The organism is Cellulomonas gilvus ATCC 13127, assembly GCF_000218545.1.
In the GTDB taxonomy this organism is placed as follows: Bacteria; Actinomycetota; Actinomycetes; order Actinomycetales; family Cellulomonadaceae; genus Cellulomonas; species Cellulomonas gilvus.
In genome coordinates, this window is the sequence record NC_015671.1 from 978,627 (window position 1) to 999,885 (window position 21,259).

Genomic DNA, 21,259 nt, shown 5'->3' on the forward strand with positions numbered 1-21,259 from the left:
TGCCCGGCACCCACGGTGGGTGCCGGGCACGCGGGGTCGAACGGATCAGGCGCCGACGACCTCGACCGACTGACGCGCGATCGCGAGCTCCTCGTTGGTCGGGAACACGACGACCGTGGTGGCCGAGCGGTCCGTCGAGACGATCGTGGGGACCTTCTTGCGGCCCGCGTTGCGCTCGGCGTCGATCTCGATGCCGAGGCGCTCGAGGCCCGCGAGCGACAGCGCGCGCACGATGTCGTCGTTCTCGCCGACGCCCGCGGTGAACGCGATGACGTCCACGCCGCCCATCACGGCCGCGTACGCGCCCACGTACTTCTTGATGCGGTGCGTGTAGACGTCCAGCGCGATCCGCGCCGCCTCGTCGCCCTCCTCGACCAGGCGGTGCACCTCGCGCAGGTCGTTCTGACCCGTCATGCCCTTGAGCCCCGAGCGGCGGTTGAGCAGGTCGTCCACCTCGTCGACGCTCATGCCCGCGTTGCGCATGAGGTGGAACGTGACGGCCGGGTCGATGTCACCGGTGCGCGTGCCCATGACCAGGCCCTCGAGCGGCGTCAGGCCCATCGAGGTGTCCATCGCGTGCCCGCCCTTGACCGCGGACGCCGACGCGCCGTTGCCCAGGTGCAGCACGATCGTGCTGGTCTCGGCGACGTCCCGACCCAGGAACGCCGCGACCTCCTGCGAGACGAACTGGTGCGACGTGCCGTGCGCGCCGTACCGCCGCACGCGGTGCTGCGCGGCGACCTCGCGGTCGATCGCGTAGTTGGCCGCCGCGGCCGGCAGGTGGTGGAAGAACGCGGTGTCGAAGACGGCGACGTGCGGCACGTCGGGCAGCAGCGCACGGGCCACCCGGATGCCGGTGAGGTTGGCCGGGTTGTGCAGCGGCGCGAGGGGGGAGAGCTCGTCGATCTGGCGCTCGACCTCGGCGTCGACCAGCACGGGGCCGTCGAACACGGGTCCGCCCTGCACCACGCGGTGGCCGACCGCGATGACGTGCGCGGCCGTCAGGTCCGGGCCCACCTCGTCGAACAGCCCCAGCACGATGCGCAGGCCCTCGCCGTGGTCCGCCACCGGGACCTCGCGGACGGTCGTTGCGTCGCCGACGACGTGCTTGACGGTGCCGATCTCCTCGCCGATGCGCTCGACGAGGCCCGACGCGATCGCGTCGCCCCCGACCGGGTCGACGAGCTGGTACTTGATCGACGACGAACCGGAGTTGACGACGAGCACGGTCCCCTGGGTGTGCGGTGCGGCGGTCATGCCTGGCCTTCCTCGCGGGCCGTCTGGGCCTGCGCCTGGATCGCGGTGATCGCGACGGTGTTGACGATGTCCTGCACGAGAGCGCCCCGTGACAGGTCGTTGACGGGCTTGCGCAGACCCTGCAGCACCGGGCCGATGGCCACGGCGCCGGCCGAGCGCTGCACGGCCTTGTAGGTGTTGTTGCCGGTGTTGAGGTCCGGGAACACGAAGACGGTCGCACGTCCCGCGACGGCCGAGTCGGGCATCTTCGTCTTCGCGACCGAGGCGTCCACGGCCGCGTCGTACTGGATGGGGCCCTCGATCGACAGGTCGGGGCGGCGCTCGCGCACCAGTGCGGTCGCGGCGCGCACCTTGTCCACGTCCGCGCCCGAGCCGGACTCGCCCGTGGAGTAGGAGAGCATCGCGATGCGCGGCTCGATGCCGAACTGCTCGGCGGTCGCGGCCGACGAGATCGCGATGTCCGCGAGCTGCTCGGCCGTCGGGTCCGGGATGACCGCGCAGTCGGCGTACACCAGCACGCGGTCCTCGAGGCACATGAGGAACGCGCTCGAGACGTTCGACGTGCCGGGAGCGGTCTTGATGATCTCGAACGACGGCTTGATGGTGTGGGCCGTGGTGTGCAGGGCCCCGGAGACCATGCCGTCGGCCAGACCCAGGTGGACCATCATCGTGCCGAAGTAGGACACCGACGGGACGATCTCGCGCGCGCGCTCGACCGTCATGCCCTTGTGCGCGCGGATCTGCGCGTACTCGGCCGCGAACCGGTCCACGTACTGCGGGTCGTGCGGGTCGATCACCTGTGCGCCCTCGATCGCCAGACCGAGCTCGGCGGCGCGTGCGCGGATGGCGGCCTCGTCGCCCAGGATCGTCAGGTCCGCGACGCCGCGCTCGAGCAGCGTGGACGCCGCGCGCAGGATGCGGTCGTCGTTGCCCTCCGGCAGCACGATGTGCCGGCGGTCCGAGCGCGCCCGGTCCAGCAGCCCGTACTCGAACATCAGCGGCGTGACCACGTCGGGCTTGGCGACGTCGAGCGCCGCGAGCAGCGCGTGCCCGTCCACGTGCCGCTCGAACAGCGACAGGGCCAGGTCCACCTTGCGCTGCGAGTCGGCCGACAGGCGCCCGCGCGTCGAGGCGACCGTGCTCGCGGTGCGGAACGTCCCCATGTCGGTCGCGATGATCGGCAGCTTGCTGCCGAGGCCGTCGACCAGGCGCTGGATGGTCTTGGCGGGCCGGAAGCCGCCGTTGAGGATGATGCCCGCGAGCGTCGGGAAGCCGTCCGCCTGGTGCGCGAGCAGCAGGCCCAGCAGGATGTCCGCACGGTCGCCCGGGGTCATGATGACCGCGCCGTCCGAGAGCCGGCCCAGCAGGTGCTCGATCTCCATGGCACCCACGAGCATGTCGAGGACCTCGCGGCCCAGCAGCTCCGGGTCGCCCGAGATGAGCGTCCCGCCCACGGCCTCGCTCAGCTGGCCCATGGTGGGTGCGCTGAGCAGCGGGCTCTCGGGCAGCGCCCATGCGGGCCGCCCGGCGCTCTGCAGCAGCCGCCGCACCACGTCGACCGACTGGGCCGAGCAGCGGTTCGCGACGACCGCGGCGACGTGCGCGTGGTTGGCGTCGAGCTCCTGCACCGAGACGTCGACGACCTGCTCGATGTCGGCGGGCGTGCGACGGTCGCCGTTCACGACGAGCACGACGGGCGCGCCCAGGTTCGCGGCGATGCGCGCGTTGTACGCGAGCTCGGTGGGCCCGGTCACGTCGGCGTAGTCGGTGCCGACGACGACGACGGCGTCGCAGCGCCGCTCGACCGCGTGGAAGCGCTGCACGATCCGGGACAGCGCGGCCTCGGCGTCGGCGTGCACCTCCTCGTAGGTCGCGCCCACGCACTCGTCGTAGGACAGGTCGACCCCGTCGTGCTCGAGCAGCAGCTCGAGCACGTAGTCGCGCTTCTCGCTGGATCGGGCCACGGGCCGGAACACCCCGACGCGCTGGACCGTGCGGGCCAGGAGGTCGAGGAGGCCGAGGGCGACGGTGGACTTGCCGGTGTCCCCCTCGGGGGAGGCGACGTAGATGCTGCGTGCCACGGTGGGCGTACTCCAGTCCTGCGAGACGTGCTGCGGGTGGGTGGTGCGGTGTGCTGCTGGACGAAGGGGGCGGGCCGTTGCCGGCCCGCCCCCTCGCGTGGTCCTACTCGTTGTCTCCGCCGGTCGTGACCGTGGCGTCGACCTGCTCGGTCGCCGCCAGGTCCTGCGCGTCCGGCCAGACCCAGTCGCGCACCTCGGGGAGGTCGTCCCCGTGTGCGCGGGTGTACTGCCGGGCCGCGAGCCGTGCGTCCACCATCTTCTGACGAAGTCCGGCCCGACGCGTGCCCAGGCTCGGCACACGGTCGATGACGTCGATCACCAGGTGGAACCGGTCGAGGTCGTTCAGCATGACCATGTCGAACGGCGTGGTGGTGGTGCCCTCCTCCTTGTAGCCGCGCACGTGGATGTTGCTGTGCCCGTTGCGGCGGTACGTGAGGCGGTGGATCAGCCACGGGTAGCCGTGGTACGCGAAGATCACCGGACGGTCCGCGGTGAACAGGCCGTCGAACTCGCGGTCGGACAGGCCGTGCGGGTGCTCCCGCTCGTCCTGCAGCCGCATGAGGTCGACGACGTTGATCACGCGCACCTTGAGCTCGGGCACCTCGCGACGCAGGATGTCCGCGGCCGCGAGCACCTCGAGCGTGGGCACGTCACCCGCGGCGGCGAGCACCACGTCGGGCTCCTCGCCGTCGACCTCGGTGCCGGCCCACTCCCAGATGCCCAGACCACGCGTGCAGTGCGCGATCGCCTGCTCCATGGTGAGGAAGTTCGGGGCGGGCTGCTTGCCCGAGACGACCACGTTCACGTACTGCCGGCTGCGCAGGCAGTGGTGGTACGTGCTGAGCAGCGTGTTGGCGTCCGGCGGCAGGTACACCCGCACGACCTCGGCCTTCTTGTTGACCACGTGGTCGATGAAGCCGGGGTCCTGGTGGCTGAAGCCGTTGTGGTCCTGGCGCCACACGTGGCTCGACAGCAGGTAGTTGAGGCTCGCGATCGGCCGGCGCCACGGGATGTCGTTGGTGACCTTGAGCCACTTCGCGTGCTGGTTGAACATCGAGTCGACGATGTGGATGAACGCCTCGTAGCTGGTGAACAGCCCGTGGCGCCCGGTCAGCAGGTAGCCCTCGAGCCAGCCCTGGCACTGGTGCTCCGAGAGCATCTCCATGACCCGGCCCGCGCGCGACATGTGCTCGTCGACGTCGGCACCGTAGAACTCGGCGTTCCACTGCTTGTCCGTGACCTCGTACACGGCCTGCAGACGGTTGGACGCCGTCTCGTCGGGCCCGAAGATCCGGAAGTTGTCGGGGTTCCGGCGCACGACCTCGGTGAGGTAGTTGCCCAGGATGCGCGGTGCCTCGGAGATCGACCCGCCCGGCTTGGGCACGTCGACCGCGAACTCGCGGAAGTCCGGCAGGCGCAGGTCCTTGAGCAGGATGCCGCCGTTGGCGTGCGGGTTGTCCGACATCCGCAGGTCGCCCTGCGGCGCCAGCGCCCGGATCTCCGGGTCCACACGGCCGGTCGCGTCGAACAGCTCGCTCGGCCCGTAGGACTGCAGCCACTGCTCGAGCACGTGCAGGTGCGCCTCGGTGTCCCGCGCGCTCGCGAGCGGCACCTGGTGCGCGCGCCACGAGCCGGTGGTCTTCTTGCCGTCGATCTCGTCCGGACCGGTCCAGCCCTTGGGGGTGCGGAACACGATCATGGGCCACATCGGCCGGCTCAGGTCGCCCTGCGCCGCGCGCGCCTTGATCTCCGCGATCTCGTCGAGCACCTCGTCGAGCAGCGTCGCGAACCGGCGGTGCACCTCGACCGCGGGCTCGTCGGCGTCGAACCCGCCGACGAACACGTGCGGCTTGTGGCCGTAGCCGACCATGAGCGCCTCGAGCTCGTCGTCGCTGATGCGCGCCAGGACGGTCGGGTTGGCGATCTTGTAGCCGTTGAGGTGCAGGATCGGCAGCACGACGCCGTCCTGCGCGGGGTTGACGAACTTGTTGGAGTGCCAGCTGGTGGCCAGCGGCCCCGTCTCCGCCTCGCCGTCGCCGATGACGGTCGCGACGAGCAGGTCGGGGTTGTCGAACGCCGCACCGTAGGCGTGCGACAGCGCGTAGCCGAGCTCACCGCCCTCGTGGATCGAGCCCGGCGTCTCGGGGGCGACGTGGCTGGGGATGCCGCCCGGGAACGAGAACTGACGGAACAGGCGCGTCAGGCCCTCCTCGTCCTCGGTGATGTCCGAGTAGGTCTCCGAGTACGTGCCGTCCAGGTACGCGCTCGCGACCAGGCCGGGACCGCCGTGACCCGGACCGGTCACGTAGATGGTCGACTGGCTGCGCTCGGCGATCGCCCGGTTGAGGTGCGCGTACAGGAAGTTCAGGCCCGGGGTGGTGCCCCAGTGGCCCAGCAGGCGGGGCTTGACGTGGTCGCGCGTCAGCGGCTCACGCAGCAGCGGGTTGTCCAGCAGGTAGATCTGACCCACGGACAGGTAGTTCGCGGCACGCCACCACCGGTCGATCCGGTCGAGGGTGTCGTCGGTCACCGGGGCGCCGCTGCCCGCCTGCCATGCGGTCGCCGTCGTCGTCGTCCTCATGCATCGCTCCTGAAGTCGTCCCGCAGCCGCGCCGCGAGCCTGGATCCAGCCAACCGTGCAGCGGGCCCGCACCGTGGGACGTCCGGCCCAACGGCGCGGTGACGCCACCTGCCATACAACACCGAACCCGCTCCCCACGCAGCCACGCCCCCGTGCTGACCGGCCTGCGGGGCGCGGGTGTGATCTTGGCGACGCAGGCCGTCGCGGGCGTGTCGGGGCGGCCTGCGGCGGCCCTGCGGCACGCCGACGGCGGGTCCGTGGCGTGGCGGTCGTCACGTCCGGCACCCGGCGGCGGCGACTACCGTGGGGCCGTGCCCCAGTCCTCGCCCGACGACGCCGCGGCCGTGCAGGACCCGTGGGCGCCGCGGGAGGGCCGCGAGCCGACCACGCTCCTGCGCGCGGCGGTCCGCCCGCGCATGCTCGCGCTGCTGGTGCTGCTGCTCGCCGCTGCCACCGTGTGCGGCCTGCTCGGCGCGTGGCAGCTGGGCCGCGCGGAGGTGCGCGGGCACGCCGCGCAGGAGCGCCACGACGCCGAGCTGGCCGCGGCCGCACCCGTGCCGCTCGGGGACGTGCTCGCGCCGCAGGAGTCGTTCCGCGGCGAGCTCGTCGCGCGCAAGGTCGCGCTGACCGGGCGGTACGAGCCGGCCGGTCAGGTGCTGGTGCCCGACCGCGTGCACGACGGCGCGGACGGCTACCTGGTGCTCACGCCGCTGCGCGTGACGGACACGGGCGGCGCGGCCGCGGGCGGGGCGGACGCGAGCGGCGCGGTGCTGCCGGTGGTGCGCGGCTGGGTCGCCGCACCGGGCGACGCGGACGTGCCGCCGGCCGGGTCCGTGGACGTCGTCGGCTACCTGCAGGCGTCCGAGCAGTCGGGTGACGGCGTGGCCGACGGGCGCGCGACCGCGATCTCGTCGGCGGAGCTCGTCGGGGCGTGGGGCGGCCCCATCTACACCGGCTACCTGGTGGTCGTGTCCTCCGCGCCGGCGCAGTCCGCGGGCCTCGCGCTGCTCGACCCGCCCCGCACGCCCGGCGAGGGCCTCAACCTGCAGAACCTCGCGTACGCCGCGCAGTGGTGGATCTTCGGCGGGTTCGCCGTCCTGCTGTGGTGGCGCATGGTCCGCGACGAGGCGCGCGGCGGGCGCGCCGAGGCCTCCCCGGAGACCGCGCCGTCGCCGGGACTGGTCGCGGGCCCCTCCGCCGGGTGACCATGAACCTGCGCGCCGGACCCGGGCCGCGCGCACCGCACGCCAAGGAGAACAGCATGCTCGCGCAGGGCACGTACGACGCCGACTACCTCGCGGGCTGCCGCGCCCAGATCGGTGCCGACATCGCCGCGTTCGACAACGCCCGGATCGACGCGCAGGGGAGCGAGGACGTCCTCGGCGACCTCGAGCTCAGCTACTTCGCGGCGCTGCTGCTCTCGCTCGAGATGCGGTTCGTGGACCGGCCGCGGGACGTCGAGGGCACGGACGGCAACCCGCTCAACGAGGTCCGGGTCATCGCGCGGTCGCTCATGACGAACGGCGGCCGGATGCTCGCCGACGCGTCGCTGCCGCTCGACCCCGCCAGGACCGTCCTCGGCCTGCGCCCGGGTGACGACATCCAGCTGCGCTACGACGACTTCGTGCGGCTGTCCGACGCGTTCTTCACCGAGCTCGAGGCGCGCTACTCGCCCGAGTGAGCCCGCGCCGCCCCCGCGGTCGCGGGGGCGGCGCCGGCCTGCTCAGGACTCGTGCTGCCACGAGCGCCACAGCGCGGCGTAGTCGCCGCCCGCGGCCACGAGCTCGTCGTGCGAGCCGATCTCCGTGATGCGGCCGCCGTCGACCACCGCGACGCGGTCCGCGTCGTGCGCGGTGTGCAGCCGGTGCGCGATCGCGACGACGGTGCGCCCCGCGAGCACGCCGTTGAGCGAACGTTCGAGGTGCCGTGCCGCGCGCGGGTCCAGCAGCGACGTCGCCTCGTCGAGCACGAGCGTGTGCGGGTCGAGCAGCACGAGCCGCGCGAGCGCGATCTGCTGCGCCTGCGCGGGCGTGAGCGGCGCCCCGCCCGAGCCGATCTCCGTGGCCAGCCCCTCGGGGAGCGCCGCGACCCAGCCCCACGCGTCGACCGCCTCGAGCGCGCGACGCTGCTCCTCGGCGTCCGAGTCGGGTGCCGCGAGCCGCAGGTTGTCCGCGACCGAGCCGACGAACACGTGGTGCTCCTGCGTGACCAGGGACACGTGCCGGTGCAGCTCGGCCAGCGGCAGGTCCACGAGCGGGACGCCGCCGACGGTCACCGTGCCGCCCGTGGGCGGGTGGATGCCCGCGAGCATCCGGCCGAGCGTCGACTTGCCCGCACCCGAGGGCCCGACGACCGCGAGCCGCTCACCCGCACGCAGGTCCAGGTCGATGCCGTGCAGCACGTCGTGGCCCTCGCGGTAGGCGTACCGCAGACCGCGTGCGGACACGTCCTCGTCGGCGGGCACGCCCGGCCGCTCCTCGCGGTCCGGCTCGACCAGCTGCACGCCCACGATCCGGGCCAGCGACGTCGCCGCGACCTGGATCTCGTCGACCCAGAAGATGAGGTCCCACACGGGACCCGCCACCTGGTACGTGTACAGCACGATCGTCGCGACGACGCCGAGCGAGACCCGGTCCTGCGAGAGCAGCCAGCCGCCCCACAGCAGGACCGACACCGGGGCCACGACGAACGCGAAGTCCACGCCGGGCAGCAGCACCGTGCGCAGGTTCAGCGTCACGCGCTCGGCGTCGAACGCCTCCGCGAGGTCCTGCTCGACGCGCGCCTCACGACGCGCGCCCATGCGCAGCGCGTCGACCGTGCGCGCGCCCTCGACGGACTCGGTGATGGTGCCGTTGAGCGTCGCGTACGCCGCGGACTCGCGCCGGTACGCGGGCGCGGCGCGGCGCAGGTACCAGCGGACCACCGCGAGCATGACCGGCACGCCGACGAACATCGCGACCGCCACCAGGGGCGACAGCAGGACGCAGGCCACGACCGTCAGCAGGATCGTGACGACCGAGACGATGACGCGCGGCACGCCGAACCGCACGGCGTTCTGCAGCTTGTTGACGTCGTTGGTCGTGCGAGCGACCAGGTCACCCGTGCCGGCACGCTCGACGGTCGACAACGGCAGCGACGTGAGCGTCTCGATGAACTCCTCGCGCAGGTCGGCGAAGACCATCTCGCCGAACAGCATCGAGCTGCGCTGCGCGAACCGGGTCAGCACCGTCTGAGCGAGCACGGCGGCGGCGCCCGTCGCGATCAGGGCGTTGACGTACCCGGTGGTGGTGCCGTCCGCGACGGCGTCCACCAGGCGCCCCAGCAGCCACGGGCCCGCGAGGCCCGCGACCGCCGCGAGGGTGTGCAGCACCGCGATGGCCGCGAGCGGCCGCCGGTGGGCGCGCAGCAGGCGTGCGGTGTAGGCGCGGACGGTCGCGCCGTCGGCGATCGGCAGCTTCACGGCCGTCCTCCTCGCGTCTCGGTCGAGCCGGACCGGCTCTCCAGCAGGGTGTCGAACGCCTCGTCGGCGATGGGGTCCTCCGGGACGCGCGGCGTGCCCGTCGGCGGTGTCTCGTCGTCCAGGTGCCGCTCGACCACGCGGCGGTAGGCCTCGCCGTGCCCGTCGCGGCGCGCGAGGAGCTCGGCGTGCGTCCCGCGCGTCACGACGCGGCCGTCGACCAGCAGCTGCACCTCGTCGACGTGGTCCAGCACCAGCGGCGAGGCCGTGACGACGAGCGTCGCGCGGCCGCGTCGCTCGTCGGCCAGCCGGGCCGCGATGCGCGCCTCGGTGTGCGCGTCCACCGCGGACGTGGGCTCCACGAGCAGCAGGATCTCCGGGTCGAGCAGCAGCGCCCGGGCCAGCGCGACGCGCTGACGCTGCCCGCCGGACAGCGAGCGTCCCTTCTCGGGCAGCTCGCCCGCCAGGCCGTCCGGGACGGAGTCCAGGACGTCGCGCGCGTCGGCCAGCTCGATCGCGCGCAGCAGCCGCTCGGCGTCGCCCGGGCCGTGCACGTCGAGCTCGGCCGCGAGCGTGCCGGAGAACAGCTGCGGGGTGGCCTCCGCGAGCACGATGCGCTCGCGGACGATCTGCTTGTCCAGGTCGGCCAGCAGCACGCCGCCCAGCCGGACGGGCGTCGCGGCCTCGGCGTCGTCGTCGAACCGCGCCATGCGCGTGGCGACCGCCGCCGAGGCGTCGGGGTCCATGCAGACCAGCGCGCTGACCAGGCCCGGGGTGACCCGCGCGCCCGAGGTCTCGTCGACCAGCGGCGAGCCGGCGGGCGGCGCGTCCGCGGTGCCGGGCCGAGCGCCCGTAGCGGGGACCACGCGCAGCACGCCCAGCACCTTGCCCGCGCCGATGTGCGCGCGCGTGGCGGACTGCACCGTGTAGGTCATCTGCTGCACCGGCCAGGACAGGAACGCCGCGAACCCGTACGCCTGCACCAGCTGGCCGGGCGTGATCTCGCCCGCGACGGCCAGATGCGCGCCGTACCAGATGAGCACCGTGACGAACACGCCCGGCAGGAGCACCTGCAGCGCGTCGAGCCACGACTGCGTCACGGCCACCGCCTCGCCCTTGTGCCGCACCAGCTGCGACTGCGCGCGGTAGCGCGCGGTGAACACGCCCTCGCCGCCGATGCCGCGCAGGATCCGCAGCCCCGAGACGGTGTCCGAGCCCAGGGTCGTGAGCCGGCCGGAGGCCTCGCGCTGCGCGGCCTGGCGGCGCTGCAGCGGCTTGACGAGCAGCGCGACGCACACCGCGACGGTCGGCAGTCCGAGCAGCACGATGAGACCGAGCGAGACCGAGGTCCGCAGCATCACGAACGCCGCGATGCCGTAGGCGGCGATCGAGCCGATGAACCGCGCCGCGGTGTGGAAGATCTCGCCGATGCGCAGCGCGTCGTTGGCGACCGCCGACACGACCTCACCGGTCGGGAGCGTCGCCGTGATGGTGTGGCCCGAGTGGGACACGCGACGGCCCACGAGCTGCGACGCGGCGAACGACGCGCGCAGCCAGTTCTCGACGTCGTAGCGGTGCCCCAGCGCGGACGCGGCGGCGGAGACCAGGCCGAGGCCGAGCAGGCCCGCCGCCGACCACCACAGGTCGCGGCCGAAGCCGTGCGTGAGGCCCGAGTCGATCGCGTGGCCGGTGAGGAAGGGCAGCGCCGCCTGGCACGAGAACATGAGCGTGCCGAGCAGCACGGCGACCGTGAGGATGCCCCACTGCCGTCGCGCCTGCCAGAGCAGGTACGCCACGGGTCCCGTCAGCGGCGGGGTCCCGGGGTCGGTCAGGGGGAGGGATCGCACGTCGAGCCACGCTACGTGCGGGTGCCGACACTCCTCGATCTGTTATTCGCCCGCCCGCCGGACGGCGCACCGGACCACGCGGTGCGCCGACTACCCTGGGCGCGTGACCCAGACGCCTGAGCAGCCGACCGCTCACCGCCCGGTCCTCGTCGTCGACTTCGGCGCCCAGTACGCGCAGCTCATCGCGCGGCGCGTGCGCGAGGCGAACGTGTACTCCGAGATCGTGCCGCACACGGCCTCGGTCGCGGACATGCTCGCGAAGGACCCGGCCGCGATCATCCTGTCCGGCGGTCCGTCGTCGGTGTACGCGACCGGCGCCCCGTTCGTCGACCCCGCGCTGTTCGAGGCGGGCGTGCCCGTGCTCGGCATCTGCTACGGCTTCCAGGCCATGGCGCAGGCGCTCGGCGGGACGGTCGCCCAGACCGGGGTGCGCGAGTACGGCGGCACGGCGGTGAGCGTGCGCGAGGCGGGCACCGTGCTCGCGGGCAGCCCGGACTCCCAGACCGTGTGGATGAGCCACGGTGACGCCGTGCACGCCGCACCCGAGGGCTTCGAGGTGCTCGCGACGAGCGAGGGGTCGCCCGTCGCCGCGTTCGAGGACCGCGCGCGCCGCCTGTACGGCGTGCAGTGGCACCCCGAGGTCAAGCACTCGCCGCTCGGCCAGCGCGCGCTCGAGAACTTCCTTTACGAGGGTGCCGGCCTGCGGCCCTACTGGAACCCCGGCAACGTCATCGCCGAGCAGGTCGAGCGCATCCGGGCCCAGGTGGGCGACGCACGCGTGGTGTGCGGGCTGTCCGGCGGCGTCGACTCCTCGGTCGCGGCGGCGCTCGTGCAGCGCGCGGTCGGGGACCAGCTGACGTGCGTGTTCGTCGACCACGGCCTGCTCCGCTCGGGCGAGGCCCAGCAGGTCGAGCAGGACTTCGTGGCGTCCACGGGCGTGCGGCTCAAGGTCGTGGACGCGCGCGAGCAGTTCCTGCACGCGCTCGCGGGCCACACCGACCCGGAGACCAAGCGCAAGATCATCGGCCGCGAGTTCATCCGCGTGTTCGAGGCGGCCGCACGTGAGGTGGTCGCCGAGGCCGGCGAGACCGGTCAGGACGTGCGGTTCCTGGTCCAGGGCACGCTGTACCCGGACGTCGTCGAGTCCGGCGGCGGCGAGGGTGCCGCGAACATCAAGAGCCACCACAACGTGGGCGGGCTGCCCGACGACCTGCAGTTCGAGCTCGTCGAGCCGTTGCGCACGCTGTTCAAGGACGAGGTGCGCGCGGTCGGCCTGGAGCTCGGTGTGCCCGAGGCGATCGTGTGGCGGCAGCCGTTCCCCGGTCCCGGCCTCGGCATCCGGATCATCGGCGAGGTGACCGCCGAGCGCCTCGACGTGCTGCGCGCTGCGGACGCGATCGCGCGCGAGGAGCTCACGCGCGCGGGCCTGGACCGCGACATCTGGCAGTGCCCCGTGGTGCTGCTCGCGGACGTGCGCTCGGTCGGCGTGCAGGGCGACGGCCGGACGTACGGCCACCCGGTGGTGCTGCGCCCGGTCTCCTCCGAGGACGCCATGACGGCCGACTGGACGCGCATGCCGTACGACGTCCTCGCGACGATCTCGACGCGCATCACCAACGAGGTGCCCGAGGTGAACCGCGTGGTGCTGGACGTGACGAGCAAGCCGCCGGGCACGATCGAGTGGGAGTGACGACGCCGTGACGGAGCAGACGACGAGCACGCCGGCGGACCGGGCCGCGCGCGAGCGGTGGGTGCGCAAGGCCCGCGGGGGCATCACCCGCTACCGCGTGATGGCCTGGGTGACCGGCACGCTCCTGCTGGTGCTGTGCGTGGAGATGCTGCTCAAGTACGCGTTCGACGCGCCCGACGGCGTGATGCGCTGGCTCGAGTGGATCCCGTTCGCTCACGGGTGGGTGTACGTGGTCTACCTGGTGACCGTGTTCGACCTGTGGGCGACGATGCGCTGGCGCCTGGGCCGGCTCGTCACCATGGCGCTCGCGGGCGTGGTCCCGGTGATGTCGTTCGTGCTCGAGCGCCGCGTGCACGCGCAGGCGCAGGCCCGTGTGGCCGCGCTCGCGGCGGAGCCCGACGCCGCCGCCTGACCACCCGTTCGCCGCGACGCCGCTGGTGGAACGCGGGGCGCGCGCCCCTCGTCGCTAGAGTCGACGTGCGGCCCGCACGTGCCACGGGTCCGCGGCGGGAGGTGGGCGCGGCATCGGGGGATGCGCGCCCGGGTCACCCTCTCGCGCTCGACTCCAGCCGGGCACCAGCGAAAGGGGTTCCACGTGGCGACCAGCACGGGCAAGTCGGGTGGGGTGAAGGGCCTCGGGCTCCTCACGATCATCCTGGGCATCATCTTCGTCGTGGCCGGAGCGGTCACCGTGGGCGCGGTCAGCACCAACCTCGCGGCCGAGAAGATCACCGTGGCCGACGACGCGAGCGCGTTCCAGGGCCAGCTGGTCGACACGCCGTGGGAGGCGTGGGTCCAGGCGGACATCATCAACCACCACGCGCTCGACGCCTCGGGGGGCAAGACGTACTCGGAGCTGGACCGTGAGGACCCGGTCCGGGAGACGATGATGAACGCGTCGTTCCTGCGGGCGTCGCTGTTCACGTCGATCGTCGCGTTCGGCGTGGGTCTGCTCGTCGTCGGCCTGGGCGTCTCGCTGCTGATCATCGGGCTCGCGCTGCGCCGCGTGGGCTCGCGCCTCGCCGCCGACGACGTCGCGGTCGCCGGTCCCGCGCGCGTCGCGCCCGCCGCGGCAGCGGCACCCGTCGTCGCGGCGCCGGCGAGCACGGCGCCCGCCGCACCTGCTGCCGCTCCCGCCACCGCGCCGCCCGCGGCGGCGCCCGTCGTGAGCCCGGAGCCGGTGCGCCGGGAGGACCCGCCCGCCTGACCGGGGTGGAGCGGTACGCGAGGGGCGACCGGTGATCCGGTCGCCCCTCGCGTCGTCCGTGCCCGGGATCAGCTCCGCTGCTGGGTGCGGCGGCTGCGGGCGCCCGAGACGATCGAGCCGACGAGCAGCGCCACACCGGCGCCCGCCACCAGCAGGATCGTGGCCAGGCCGACGTCGATGCGGTAGCCACCCGCCCACGCGAGCACCCCGAGGCCCAGCACCGCGAGCACCAGACCCCACACGACCGTGCCCACGCGGGGCGTGCTGCGCGGCGGGCGCGCCTCGTCGTCGGCGGTCGCGGCCGCGGGTGCCGCGGCCGGTTCCGGGGAGGGCGTCGAGCTCGGACGCTTGGTCAGGTCCGGCCCGGGGGTGACCGCCGGCCCGGGGACCTGGGTGCCGCCGTCGGCCGCCTCGAGGGCCTGGGTGCGGCCGTCGGTCGCCTCGAGGACCTGGGTGCGGTCGTCGGTCGCCTCGAGGACCTGCGTGCGGTCGTCGGTCGTGTCGAGGACCTGGGTCTGGTCGTCGCTCGTCCCGGGGGCCGGGGTCTCGAGGACCGTGGTCTCGACGGCCGCGACCTCGTCGGCCCTCGTCACCTCGCCGTCGTCGGTGCCCGGGTCGGTGGGGCGGGGGTCGTCGTGCGGTGCGGTGCTCATGCGTCCTCCCGGACGATCGTGATCTTGCCGACGCCGACCGACAGGTCGAGGTCGATCTGCGGCTGGCCTGCGCTCGAGGCCTCGTCGCTGAACGTGCGGCGGTCGACGCCCAGGCCGTCGACCTGCTCGTAGCTGTCGTCGATGTCCCACACGACGCTCCCGAGGCCGAGGCGCACGGTGGCCTCGACCGCGGCGTCCCGGGGCACGACGATCTCGAGCTGACCGGCGCCCACGGACACGGGCACGGTGAGCAGATCGTCCGAGAGCGGCACGCCGGTGAGGTCGAGCGTCGTGTCACCCGCGCCGACGCGCACGCCGTCCGCCGCGTCCGCCCGCGTGGTGACCACGACCGCGGAGTCGGAGAACCGCGTCGCGCCGTCGTGCTCCCACACCCACCCGGGCCGGGCGACGGCACCCGCGGGCAGCGCGACGAGGAGCGAGACGATCGCGAGGAAGCCGAGCGACCCGCTCGAGCGTCCGCGCAGGCCGGCGACGACGATGCCGAGTCCCGCGAGCACGGCGGTCACGCCGAGCGTCGTCAGGAGCACCGGTCCGTCGAACGCCCCGGTGCGGGACGTCGCGAGCAGCGCCGCGAGCGTCAGCAGCGCGAGCGCGACGACCACGCCGACGGACGTCGCGCCGGGACCGCGGCGCCGGGGCTTCGGCGGGCGGGGCGGCGGACCGGCCTGCGGGCGCGGCGCCGGATGACCGGCTGCGGCGGCCGGGCCGTAGGGGCCGGCGGGACTCGGTGTCCCGGCACCCACGGGGGCCGAGACGTACGGGCTCGACCGGTACGGCGAGGTCGCCGCGTACGAGCCCGGCTGGTGCGCGGCCGGCTGGGGCGGCGCGTACGAGGTCGGGGGGTAAGCCGTCCGGGCGTAGGGCGTCGGGGCGTACGGCGTCGGGCTGTACGGGGCGGGGGTGGACGGCGTGGTCGCGTAGGGCGTGCCGGGGCGCGCCGGGGCCGGGCCGGAGCCCGCGTGCGGCGGGGCGGGGTAGGGGCTCGTCGGACGAGGCGCGCCGGACGACGTGCGACCGCTGCGCGACGCGGCGCTCGCGATGCCGATCACCACGGCCACCACGAAGCCGAGCCACAGCACACCGGAGAACCCGTTGGCCACGTCCTGCGCCCAGCCGGGGCCGGGGCCCCAGAACGACCACCACAGGTCGCCGCCGCGCGCCGCACCGAGGACCGCGACGAGCGCGGCGCCGACGATCGCGACGTCGAACCGGCCCGCGACCATCTCCTCCAGGTGGATGCGCCCGTCGCGGCGCTCGGGCAGCAGCGCCCACGCGATGCCGTACGCGACCGCGCCGACCCCGCCGAGCAGGAGCGTCGCGGCGAGCAGGCCGCGCACGACGATCGGGTCGACACCCCAGCGCTCGGCGACACCCGCGCACACGCCGCCGATCCACCGGTCGTCGGAGCGCTGCACGCCCAGGCGCCGGACGGCACCGAACAGCCCGCCACCCTGCCCGCCGCCCGGACCGCCGGGTGCGCTGCCGGGCTGGTCGCCCGGGCCGGGTGCCGCAGGCCCCTGGGGCGGCACCTCGGTGCCGGGGGGCACCGCGCTCGTCGTGCTGTCGGGCGTGCTGTCGGGCGTGCCGGCCGGCTGGTCCTGCGCCGGGGTCGGCCCGGCCGCCGCCGGGTCGGGGCGCTGCTCGTCGGGAGTGGGTGGAACGTGCTGGTCCATACGACGATCGTGGCCGCTGCCCGGCACCGGCGACCATCGGGTGCCCCCCTGAGCGGACCCTGAATCGCCCGCCCCGACCCCTGGTCGTCACCCTGGTCCTGCCGCTCCGGGGGCGGCCGGCGGCCCGTGGCAGGCCCGCGACGTGTGACGATGCCCGTGTGGAAGCCCGAGCGGACAGCATGCTGCCCGCCGCGCGCCCGCGTCCGCCGTTGCGCCGTCCCGAGCGCGACCGCTGGTTCGCGGGGGTCGCGGCGGGGATCGCCGCGCACCTGGGGCTGCCCGTGGGGCCGGTCCGTCTCGCGTTCGTCCTGCTCGCACCGTTCGGCGGCGTCGGCGCGCTGCTGTACGCGTTCTGGTGGCTCGTGGTGCCGTCCGGCGACCCGTGGGACGCCGCGGCCGCGGCGCGCCCGAGCACGTTGTCCCGCCTCGCGCGTCGTCCGCAGGGCGGCGCGGGCGACGACGAGCCCGCGCGGCGCCTGCCGGTCACCGACATCGCGGTGGGCGTGCTGCTGGTCGCGGTCGCGGTGGTGCTCGTGGCGGTGCGGGCCGACCGGCTCGAGGCCGGCTGGCTGCTGCCGGTGCTGGTGCTGCTCACGGGTGTCGCGCTCGCGTGGAGCCAGCTCGACGAGGTCGCGCGCGGTCGGTGGCGCGGGCGGGCCGGCGGGCGGACGCCCGTCTCGGTGCTGCGGCTGCTCGGTGGCGTCGTCCTGGCCGGGGTGGGTGTGCTGCTGCTGGTCGGCGAGGCGACGGGGCCTGGCGTGGACGCCGCGACCCTGGTGCAGTCCGTCATCGCGTCGTTCGCGGTGCTCGCGGGTGTCGCGCTGGTGCTCGCGCCGTGGTGGCTGCGGCTGTGGCGCGAGCTCGGGGACGAGCGCGCGGCCCGCGCGCGCGAGTCGGAGCGCGCCGACATCGCGGCGCACCTGCACGACTCGGTGCTGCAGACGCTCGCGCTCATCCGGGCACGGTCCGACGACCCGGGCGAGGTCGCGCGCATGGCGCGTGCGCAGGAGCGTGAGCTGCGCGAGTGGCTGTACGACGACCGGCCCGCGCCGGGCACGTCGTTGGCCGCGGCGCTGCGCGACGTGGTCGCCGAGGTCGAGGACTCGCGCTCCGGGCCGGGTGGTGAGCCGGTGGCCGTGGACGCGGTCGTCGTGGGCGACCGCGTGCCCGACGAGGACACCGCGGCGCTGCTGCAGGCCACGCGCGAGGCGCTGGTCAACGCGGTGGTGCACGGGCGACCGCCCGTGTCGCTGTACCTCGAGGTGGGCCCGCGCGAGGTCGAGGTGTTCGTCAAGGACCGCGGCGACGGGTTCGACCCCGAGGCCATCAGCCCCGACCGGTTCGGCGTCCGGGAGTCGATCATGGGCCGCGTGCGCCGGCGTGGCGGCACGGCGACCGTGACCAGCCGCGCGGGTCAGGGCACCGAGGTGCACCTGGCGATGCCGCTGCGCGAGACCACCGCGGGGGCGCCGCAGGGCGTGACCGCGACGACGCCCGAGGAGGCGCTGTGACCGAGCATGACGTGAGCCCCGCGACCGGGGGAGCCGTGGACGTGGTGCTCGTCGACGACCACCACCTGTTCCGCACGGGCGTGCGCGCGTCGCTCGACGAGCGGGTCAACGTCGTGGGCGAGGCCGCGAGCGTCGACGAGGCCGTCGCCGCGGTGCACCTGCTGCACCCGCCGGTGGTCCTGCTCGACGTGCACCTGCCCGGAGGCGAGGGCGGCGGCGGCGCCGAGGTGATCCGCGCGTGCGCCGACGTGCCGGGCACGCGGTTCCTGGCGCTGTCGGTGTCCGACGCGGCCGAGGACGTCGTCGCGGTCATCCGGGCGGGCGCGCGCGGGTACGTGACCAAGGCGATCGACGGACCGGGCCTGAGCGACGCCGTGCGGCGCGTCGCCGACGGCGACGCGGTGTTCTCGCCGCGGCTCGCGGGCTTCGTGCTCGACGCGTTCGGCGCGGCCGCCGGTGACGTCGCGACGGGCGACGACGAGCTCGACCGGCTCTCGGCGCGCGAGCGTGAGGTCATGCGCCTCATCGCGCGCGGGTTCACGTACCGCGAGGTCGCGTCCGAGCTGTTCATCTCGATCAAGACGGTCGAGACGCACGTGTCCGCGGTGCTCCGCAAGCTCCAGCTCTCGAGCCGGCACGAGCTCACGCGGTGGGCGGCCGCACGCCGCCTCCTGTGATCTACGTTTCTGACGCCGTGTCATCTTGGCGCCTGCGGCTCCCGTAGGCTGGCGCCATGGAGCTGCTGAAGAACATCCTCGTCGTGCTGCACCTGATCGGCTGGGCCATCGTGCTGGGCGGCACCCTGACCCACCTGCGCACGCCCAAGATCGCCGTGGGTGTGCTGCACGGCGCGCTGACCGCGCTCGTCACGGGCATCCTCATCGTCGGCGTCGCCGAGATGTCCGACGACCTGCGCGACCCGGACATGGCGAAGATCGCGGTCAAGCTGACCGTCGCGCTCGTCGTGACCGCGCTCGTCGTCGTCGGCCAGCGGCGCCCCGAGAAGGTCACCACCGGCTACCTCGCGGGGATCGCCGGGCTGACCGCGGCCAACGTCGCGGTCGCGGTGCTCTGGCACTGACCGACCTCCGCACACGTGCGACGGCCTAGGACCTCAGTCCCAGGCCGTCGCTGCCGATGAGGGCGGGCACCAGACTCTCGGCCCCGGAGTGCGACCATGCGCCTGTCCTCGTTCTCGATCGCTCAGAAGCTCGCCGCCCTCGTGGTGCTCACCGCCGTGGGGCTCGCGCTCCTGACGGTCCTCGCGGTGGTGCGGACCGAGTCCCGCATCATGACCGAGCGGCGTGCCGCCACGCAGGCGGTGGTGGAGACGGCCATGGGTGTCGTCGAGCACTACGGAGAGCTCGCCGCGTCCGGCGAGCTCACGCAGGAGGCCGCGCAGCAGGCGGCCGTCGCCACGGTCGCCGGCATGCGGTACGACGGCGACGAGTACTTCTGGATCAACGACATGACCCCGACGATGGTCATGCACCCGATCAAGCCCGAGCTCGACGGGACCGCGCTCGACGGCCAGGTCGACCCGGACGGGACCAAGATCTTCGTCGAGTTCGTCGACGTGGTGCGCACGCAGGGTGCGGGCTTCGTCGAGTACCAGTGGCCCAAGCCGGGCGCGGACACGCCGCAGCCCAAGGTGTCCTACGTCGCGGGCTACGAGCCGTGGGGCTGGGTCCTGGGCTCGGGCGTGTACGTCGACGACGTGCGCGGCGCCGCGATGGTCGACGCGCGCGGCATCGTGCTCGCGGGCGTGCTGGTGCTCGCGGTCGTCGCGCTGCTCGGCTTCGTCGTGGCGCGCTCCGTGGTCCAGCCGGTCGTGGGCGCCACGCGTGCGCTCAGCGACGGTGACGCGGGCGCCCGTCTGCCGGTCGGCACGGGGCGCACCGAGCTGGACCGCCTGGCGATCGCGCTCAACGGCGCGCTCGACCGGTCCGCGACCGTCGCCTCCGGGGTCGACGACGCCTCGCACCAGCTCCTGGAGGCCGCGCAGCGGCTCGTCGCGGCCGGCGACGAGCTCGGCGAGGCCGCAGGTGCCGCCGCCGAGCGCACGGTCGACGCGGGCACGTCCGCGCGGTCGGTGAGCGAGGGGATCGACACCGTGGCGACGGGGACGCACCAGATGGGTGCGTCGATCGGGGAGATCGCGCGCAACGCGGCCGAGGTCGCGCGGATCGCCGCGCAGGCGGTCGACGCGGCCGAGCGCACCAACCGGACCGTGGCGACGCTCGGCGACTCCTCGGCCCAGATCGGCTCCGTGGTCAAGGTCATCACCTCGATCGCCGAGCAGACCAACCTGCTCGCGCTCAACGCGACCATCGAGGCGGCGCGCGCGGGCGAGGCCGGCAAGGGGTTCGCGGTCGTGGCGGGTGAGGTCAAGGAGCTCGCGTCGGAGACCGCGCGCGCGACCGGTGACATCGCGGCCCGCGTCGAGTCGATCCAGGACGCGGTGGCCCGCGCGGCCGACGAGATCGGCCAGATCACCCAGGTCATCGCGCAGATCAACGACTTCCAGACCACCATCGCGGGTGCCGTGGAGGAGCAGACGGCGACGACGTCGGCGATGGCCGCGGCCGTGGCCGAGGTGGCCGAGGGTGGCCGTCGCGTCGCGTCGGTGCTCGACGAGGTCGGCGCCGCGACCGCGCGCACGTCGGGCGAGATCGAGACGATCCGCACCGCAGCCCGTGAGCTCGGCGCGACGTCGCACCGCCTGCGGGAGACGGTCGGCGCGCTCGCGGTGTGACGCCTGCGGGTGCGCAGGCGGCTAGGGTCGCCGCGTGAATGGCGTGGGTGAGGTCGTCGTCGGGCTCGTGGTGATCGTCGGGCTGTTCGGTGTCGTCGTGCAGGTGCTGCCCGGTGCGCTGCTGGTGCTCGGCGCCGTGGTCGTGTGGGGCGTGGTCACGGGTGGCGTGACCGGCTGGACGGTCGTGGTCGTGTCCGTGCTCGCGACCGCGGCCGCCGCGGTGGGCAAGTACCTGCTCGCGGGCCGTCACCTCAAGCGCGGCGGCGTGCCGTCGAGCACGCTCGTGTGGGGTGGCATCGCGGGTGTGGTCGGGTTCTTCGTGATCCCCGTGGTCGGGCTGTTCGTCGGCTTCATCGGCGGCACGTACCTGGCCGAGTGGGTCCGCGTGCGCGAGCCGCGGCCGGCCTGGCGCGCGACGGTCGCGGCGCTGCAGGCCACGGGCCTGACCATCCTGGTCGAGCTCGCGGGGGCGCTCGTGTGCGTGGTCGCATGGGCGATCGGGCTCGCCGTCGCGTAGTCCACCGGG

At 74.1% G+C, this 21,259-nt stretch carries 17 protein-coding genes; 10 read left to right on the plus strand and 7 right to left on the minus strand.

The window, feature by feature from the left end; translation table 11 throughout:
• Positions 1-45: 45 nt before the first annotated feature.
• From CELGI_RS04580 to CELGI_RS04590, 3 genes are all read right to left on the minus strand, one after another.
• On the minus strand, positions 46-1,257 hold the full coding sequence (locus CELGI_RS04580; protein WP_013882938.1) for an acetate/propionate family kinase: 1,212 nt from the start codon (positions 1,255-1,257) through the stop codon (positions 46-48).
• Positions 1,254-3,338, minus strand: a complete 2,085-nt coding sequence (gene pta / locus CELGI_RS04585) for a phosphate acetyltransferase (RefSeq protein WP_013882939.1) — start codon at positions 3,336-3,338, stop codon at positions 1,254-1,256. Before pta ends, CELGI_RS04580 begins: the two co-directional genes overlap by 4 nt.
• Before the next feature lie 103 nt (positions 3,339-3,441).
• Positions 3,442-5,919: a phosphoketolase family protein gene (locus tag CELGI_RS04590; protein WP_013882940.1), complete on the minus strand. Its 2,478-nt coding sequence runs from the start codon at positions 5,917-5,919 to the stop codon at positions 3,442-3,444.
• A 311-nt stretch (positions 5,920-6,230) separates the two neighbouring features.
• Here CELGI_RS04590 and CELGI_RS04595 point away from each other — a divergent pair, with 311 nt between their 5' ends.
• Positions 6,231-7,124, plus strand: coding sequence for an SURF1 family protein (locus CELGI_RS04595; protein ID WP_245528172.1), 894 nt, complete (start codon positions 6,231-6,233; stop codon positions 7,122-7,124).
• Positions 7,125-7,126: 2 nt separating this feature from the next.
• Positions 7,127-7,600, plus strand: coding sequence for a hypothetical protein (locus CELGI_RS16305; protein ID WP_049785516.1), 474 nt, complete (start codon positions 7,127-7,129; stop codon positions 7,598-7,600).
• Between the two features lie 42 nt (positions 7,601-7,642).
• Here the strand turns inward: CELGI_RS16305 and CELGI_RS04605 are convergent, their stop codons facing one another.
• Together CELGI_RS04605 and CELGI_RS04610 are read right to left on the minus strand one after the other, a co-directional pair.
• Entirely contained in the window at positions 7,643-9,379 is a 1,737-nt protein-coding gene (locus tag CELGI_RS04605) for an ABC transporter ATP-binding protein (RefSeq protein WP_013882943.1), read from the minus strand.
• The gene (locus CELGI_RS04610; RefSeq protein ID WP_013882944.1) at positions 9,376-11,223 is read right to left on the minus strand and encodes an ABC transporter transmembrane domain-containing protein; all 1,848 of its coding nucleotides are present in this window, start codon (positions 11,221-11,223) and stop codon (positions 9,376-9,378) included. The genes CELGI_RS04605 and CELGI_RS04610 overlap by 4 nt, the downstream gene beginning before the upstream one ends.
• A gap of 103 nt (positions 11,224-11,326) precedes the next feature.
• On the opposite strand from CELGI_RS04610, the gene guaA reads away from it, so the two are divergent.
• The 3 genes from guaA (at position 11,327) to CELGI_RS04625 (ending at position 14,120) form a co-directional block, all read left to right on the plus strand.
• Positions 11,327-12,913, plus strand: coding sequence for a glutamine-hydrolyzing GMP synthase (gene guaA / locus CELGI_RS04615; protein ID WP_013882945.1), 1,587 nt, complete (start codon positions 11,327-11,329; stop codon positions 12,911-12,913).
• Positions 12,914-12,920: 7 nt separating this feature from the next.
• On the plus strand, positions 12,921-13,325 hold the full coding sequence (locus CELGI_RS04620) for a DUF3817 domain-containing protein (RefSeq protein WP_013882946.1): 405 nt from the start codon (positions 12,921-12,923) through the stop codon (positions 13,323-13,325).
• Positions 13,326-13,508: 183 nt separating this feature from the next.
• Positions 13,509-14,120 (plus strand): hypothetical protein, encoded by a 612-nt coding sequence (locus CELGI_RS04625; RefSeq protein ID WP_013882947.1) that lies wholly within the window; start codon positions 13,509-13,511, stop codon positions 14,118-14,120.
• A 68-nt stretch (positions 14,121-14,188) separates the two neighbouring features.
• On the opposite strand, the gene CELGI_RS16310 is transcribed toward CELGI_RS04625, so the two are convergent.
• Entirely contained in the window at positions 14,189-14,773 is a 585-nt protein-coding gene (locus tag CELGI_RS16310) for a hypothetical protein (protein WP_013882948.1), read from the minus strand.
• Positions 14,770-16,467, minus strand: coding sequence for a PspC domain-containing protein (locus CELGI_RS04635; protein ID WP_013882949.1), 1,698 nt, complete (start codon positions 16,465-16,467; stop codon positions 14,770-14,772). The genes CELGI_RS16310 and CELGI_RS04635 overlap by 4 nt, the downstream gene beginning before the upstream one ends.
• 179 nt (positions 16,468-16,646) lie before the next feature.
• Here CELGI_RS04635 and CELGI_RS04640 point away from each other — a divergent pair, with 179 nt between their 5' ends.
• The 5 genes from CELGI_RS04640 to CELGI_RS04660 all read left to right on the plus strand — a co-directional run bounded on the left by CELGI_RS04640 (position 16,647) and on the right by CELGI_RS04660 (position 21,250).
• Positions 16,647-17,978, plus strand: coding sequence for an ATP-binding protein (locus tag CELGI_RS04640; RefSeq protein WP_013882950.1), 1,332 nt, complete (start codon positions 16,647-16,649; stop codon positions 17,976-17,978).
• The gene (locus CELGI_RS04645) at positions 17,975-18,655 is read left to right on the plus strand and encodes a LuxR C-terminal-related transcriptional regulator (RefSeq protein ID WP_013882951.1); all 681 of its coding nucleotides are present in this window, start codon (positions 17,975-17,977) and stop codon (positions 18,653-18,655) included. Before CELGI_RS04640 ends, CELGI_RS04645 begins: the two co-directional genes overlap by 4 nt.
• A 56-nt stretch (positions 18,656-18,711) precedes the next feature.
• Positions 18,712-19,059 carry a hypothetical protein gene (locus CELGI_RS04650; protein ID WP_013882952.1) on the plus strand — a complete coding sequence of 116 codons (348 nt, stop codon included), beginning with the start codon at positions 18,712-18,714 and terminating at the stop codon, positions 19,057-19,059.
• Between the two features lie 96 nt (positions 19,060-19,155).
• Complete coding sequence (locus tag CELGI_RS04655) at positions 19,156-20,733, plus strand: methyl-accepting chemotaxis protein (protein ID WP_013882953.1); 1,578 nt, start codon at positions 19,156-19,158, stop codon at positions 20,731-20,733.
• A 34-nt stretch (positions 20,734-20,767) separates the two neighbouring features.
• Positions 20,768-21,250 carry a DUF456 domain-containing protein gene (locus tag CELGI_RS04660; protein ID WP_013882954.1) on the plus strand — a complete coding sequence of 161 codons (483 nt, stop codon included), beginning with the start codon at positions 20,768-20,770 and terminating at the stop codon, positions 21,248-21,250.
• The last annotated feature ends 9 nt before the right edge of the window (positions 21,251-21,259 follow it).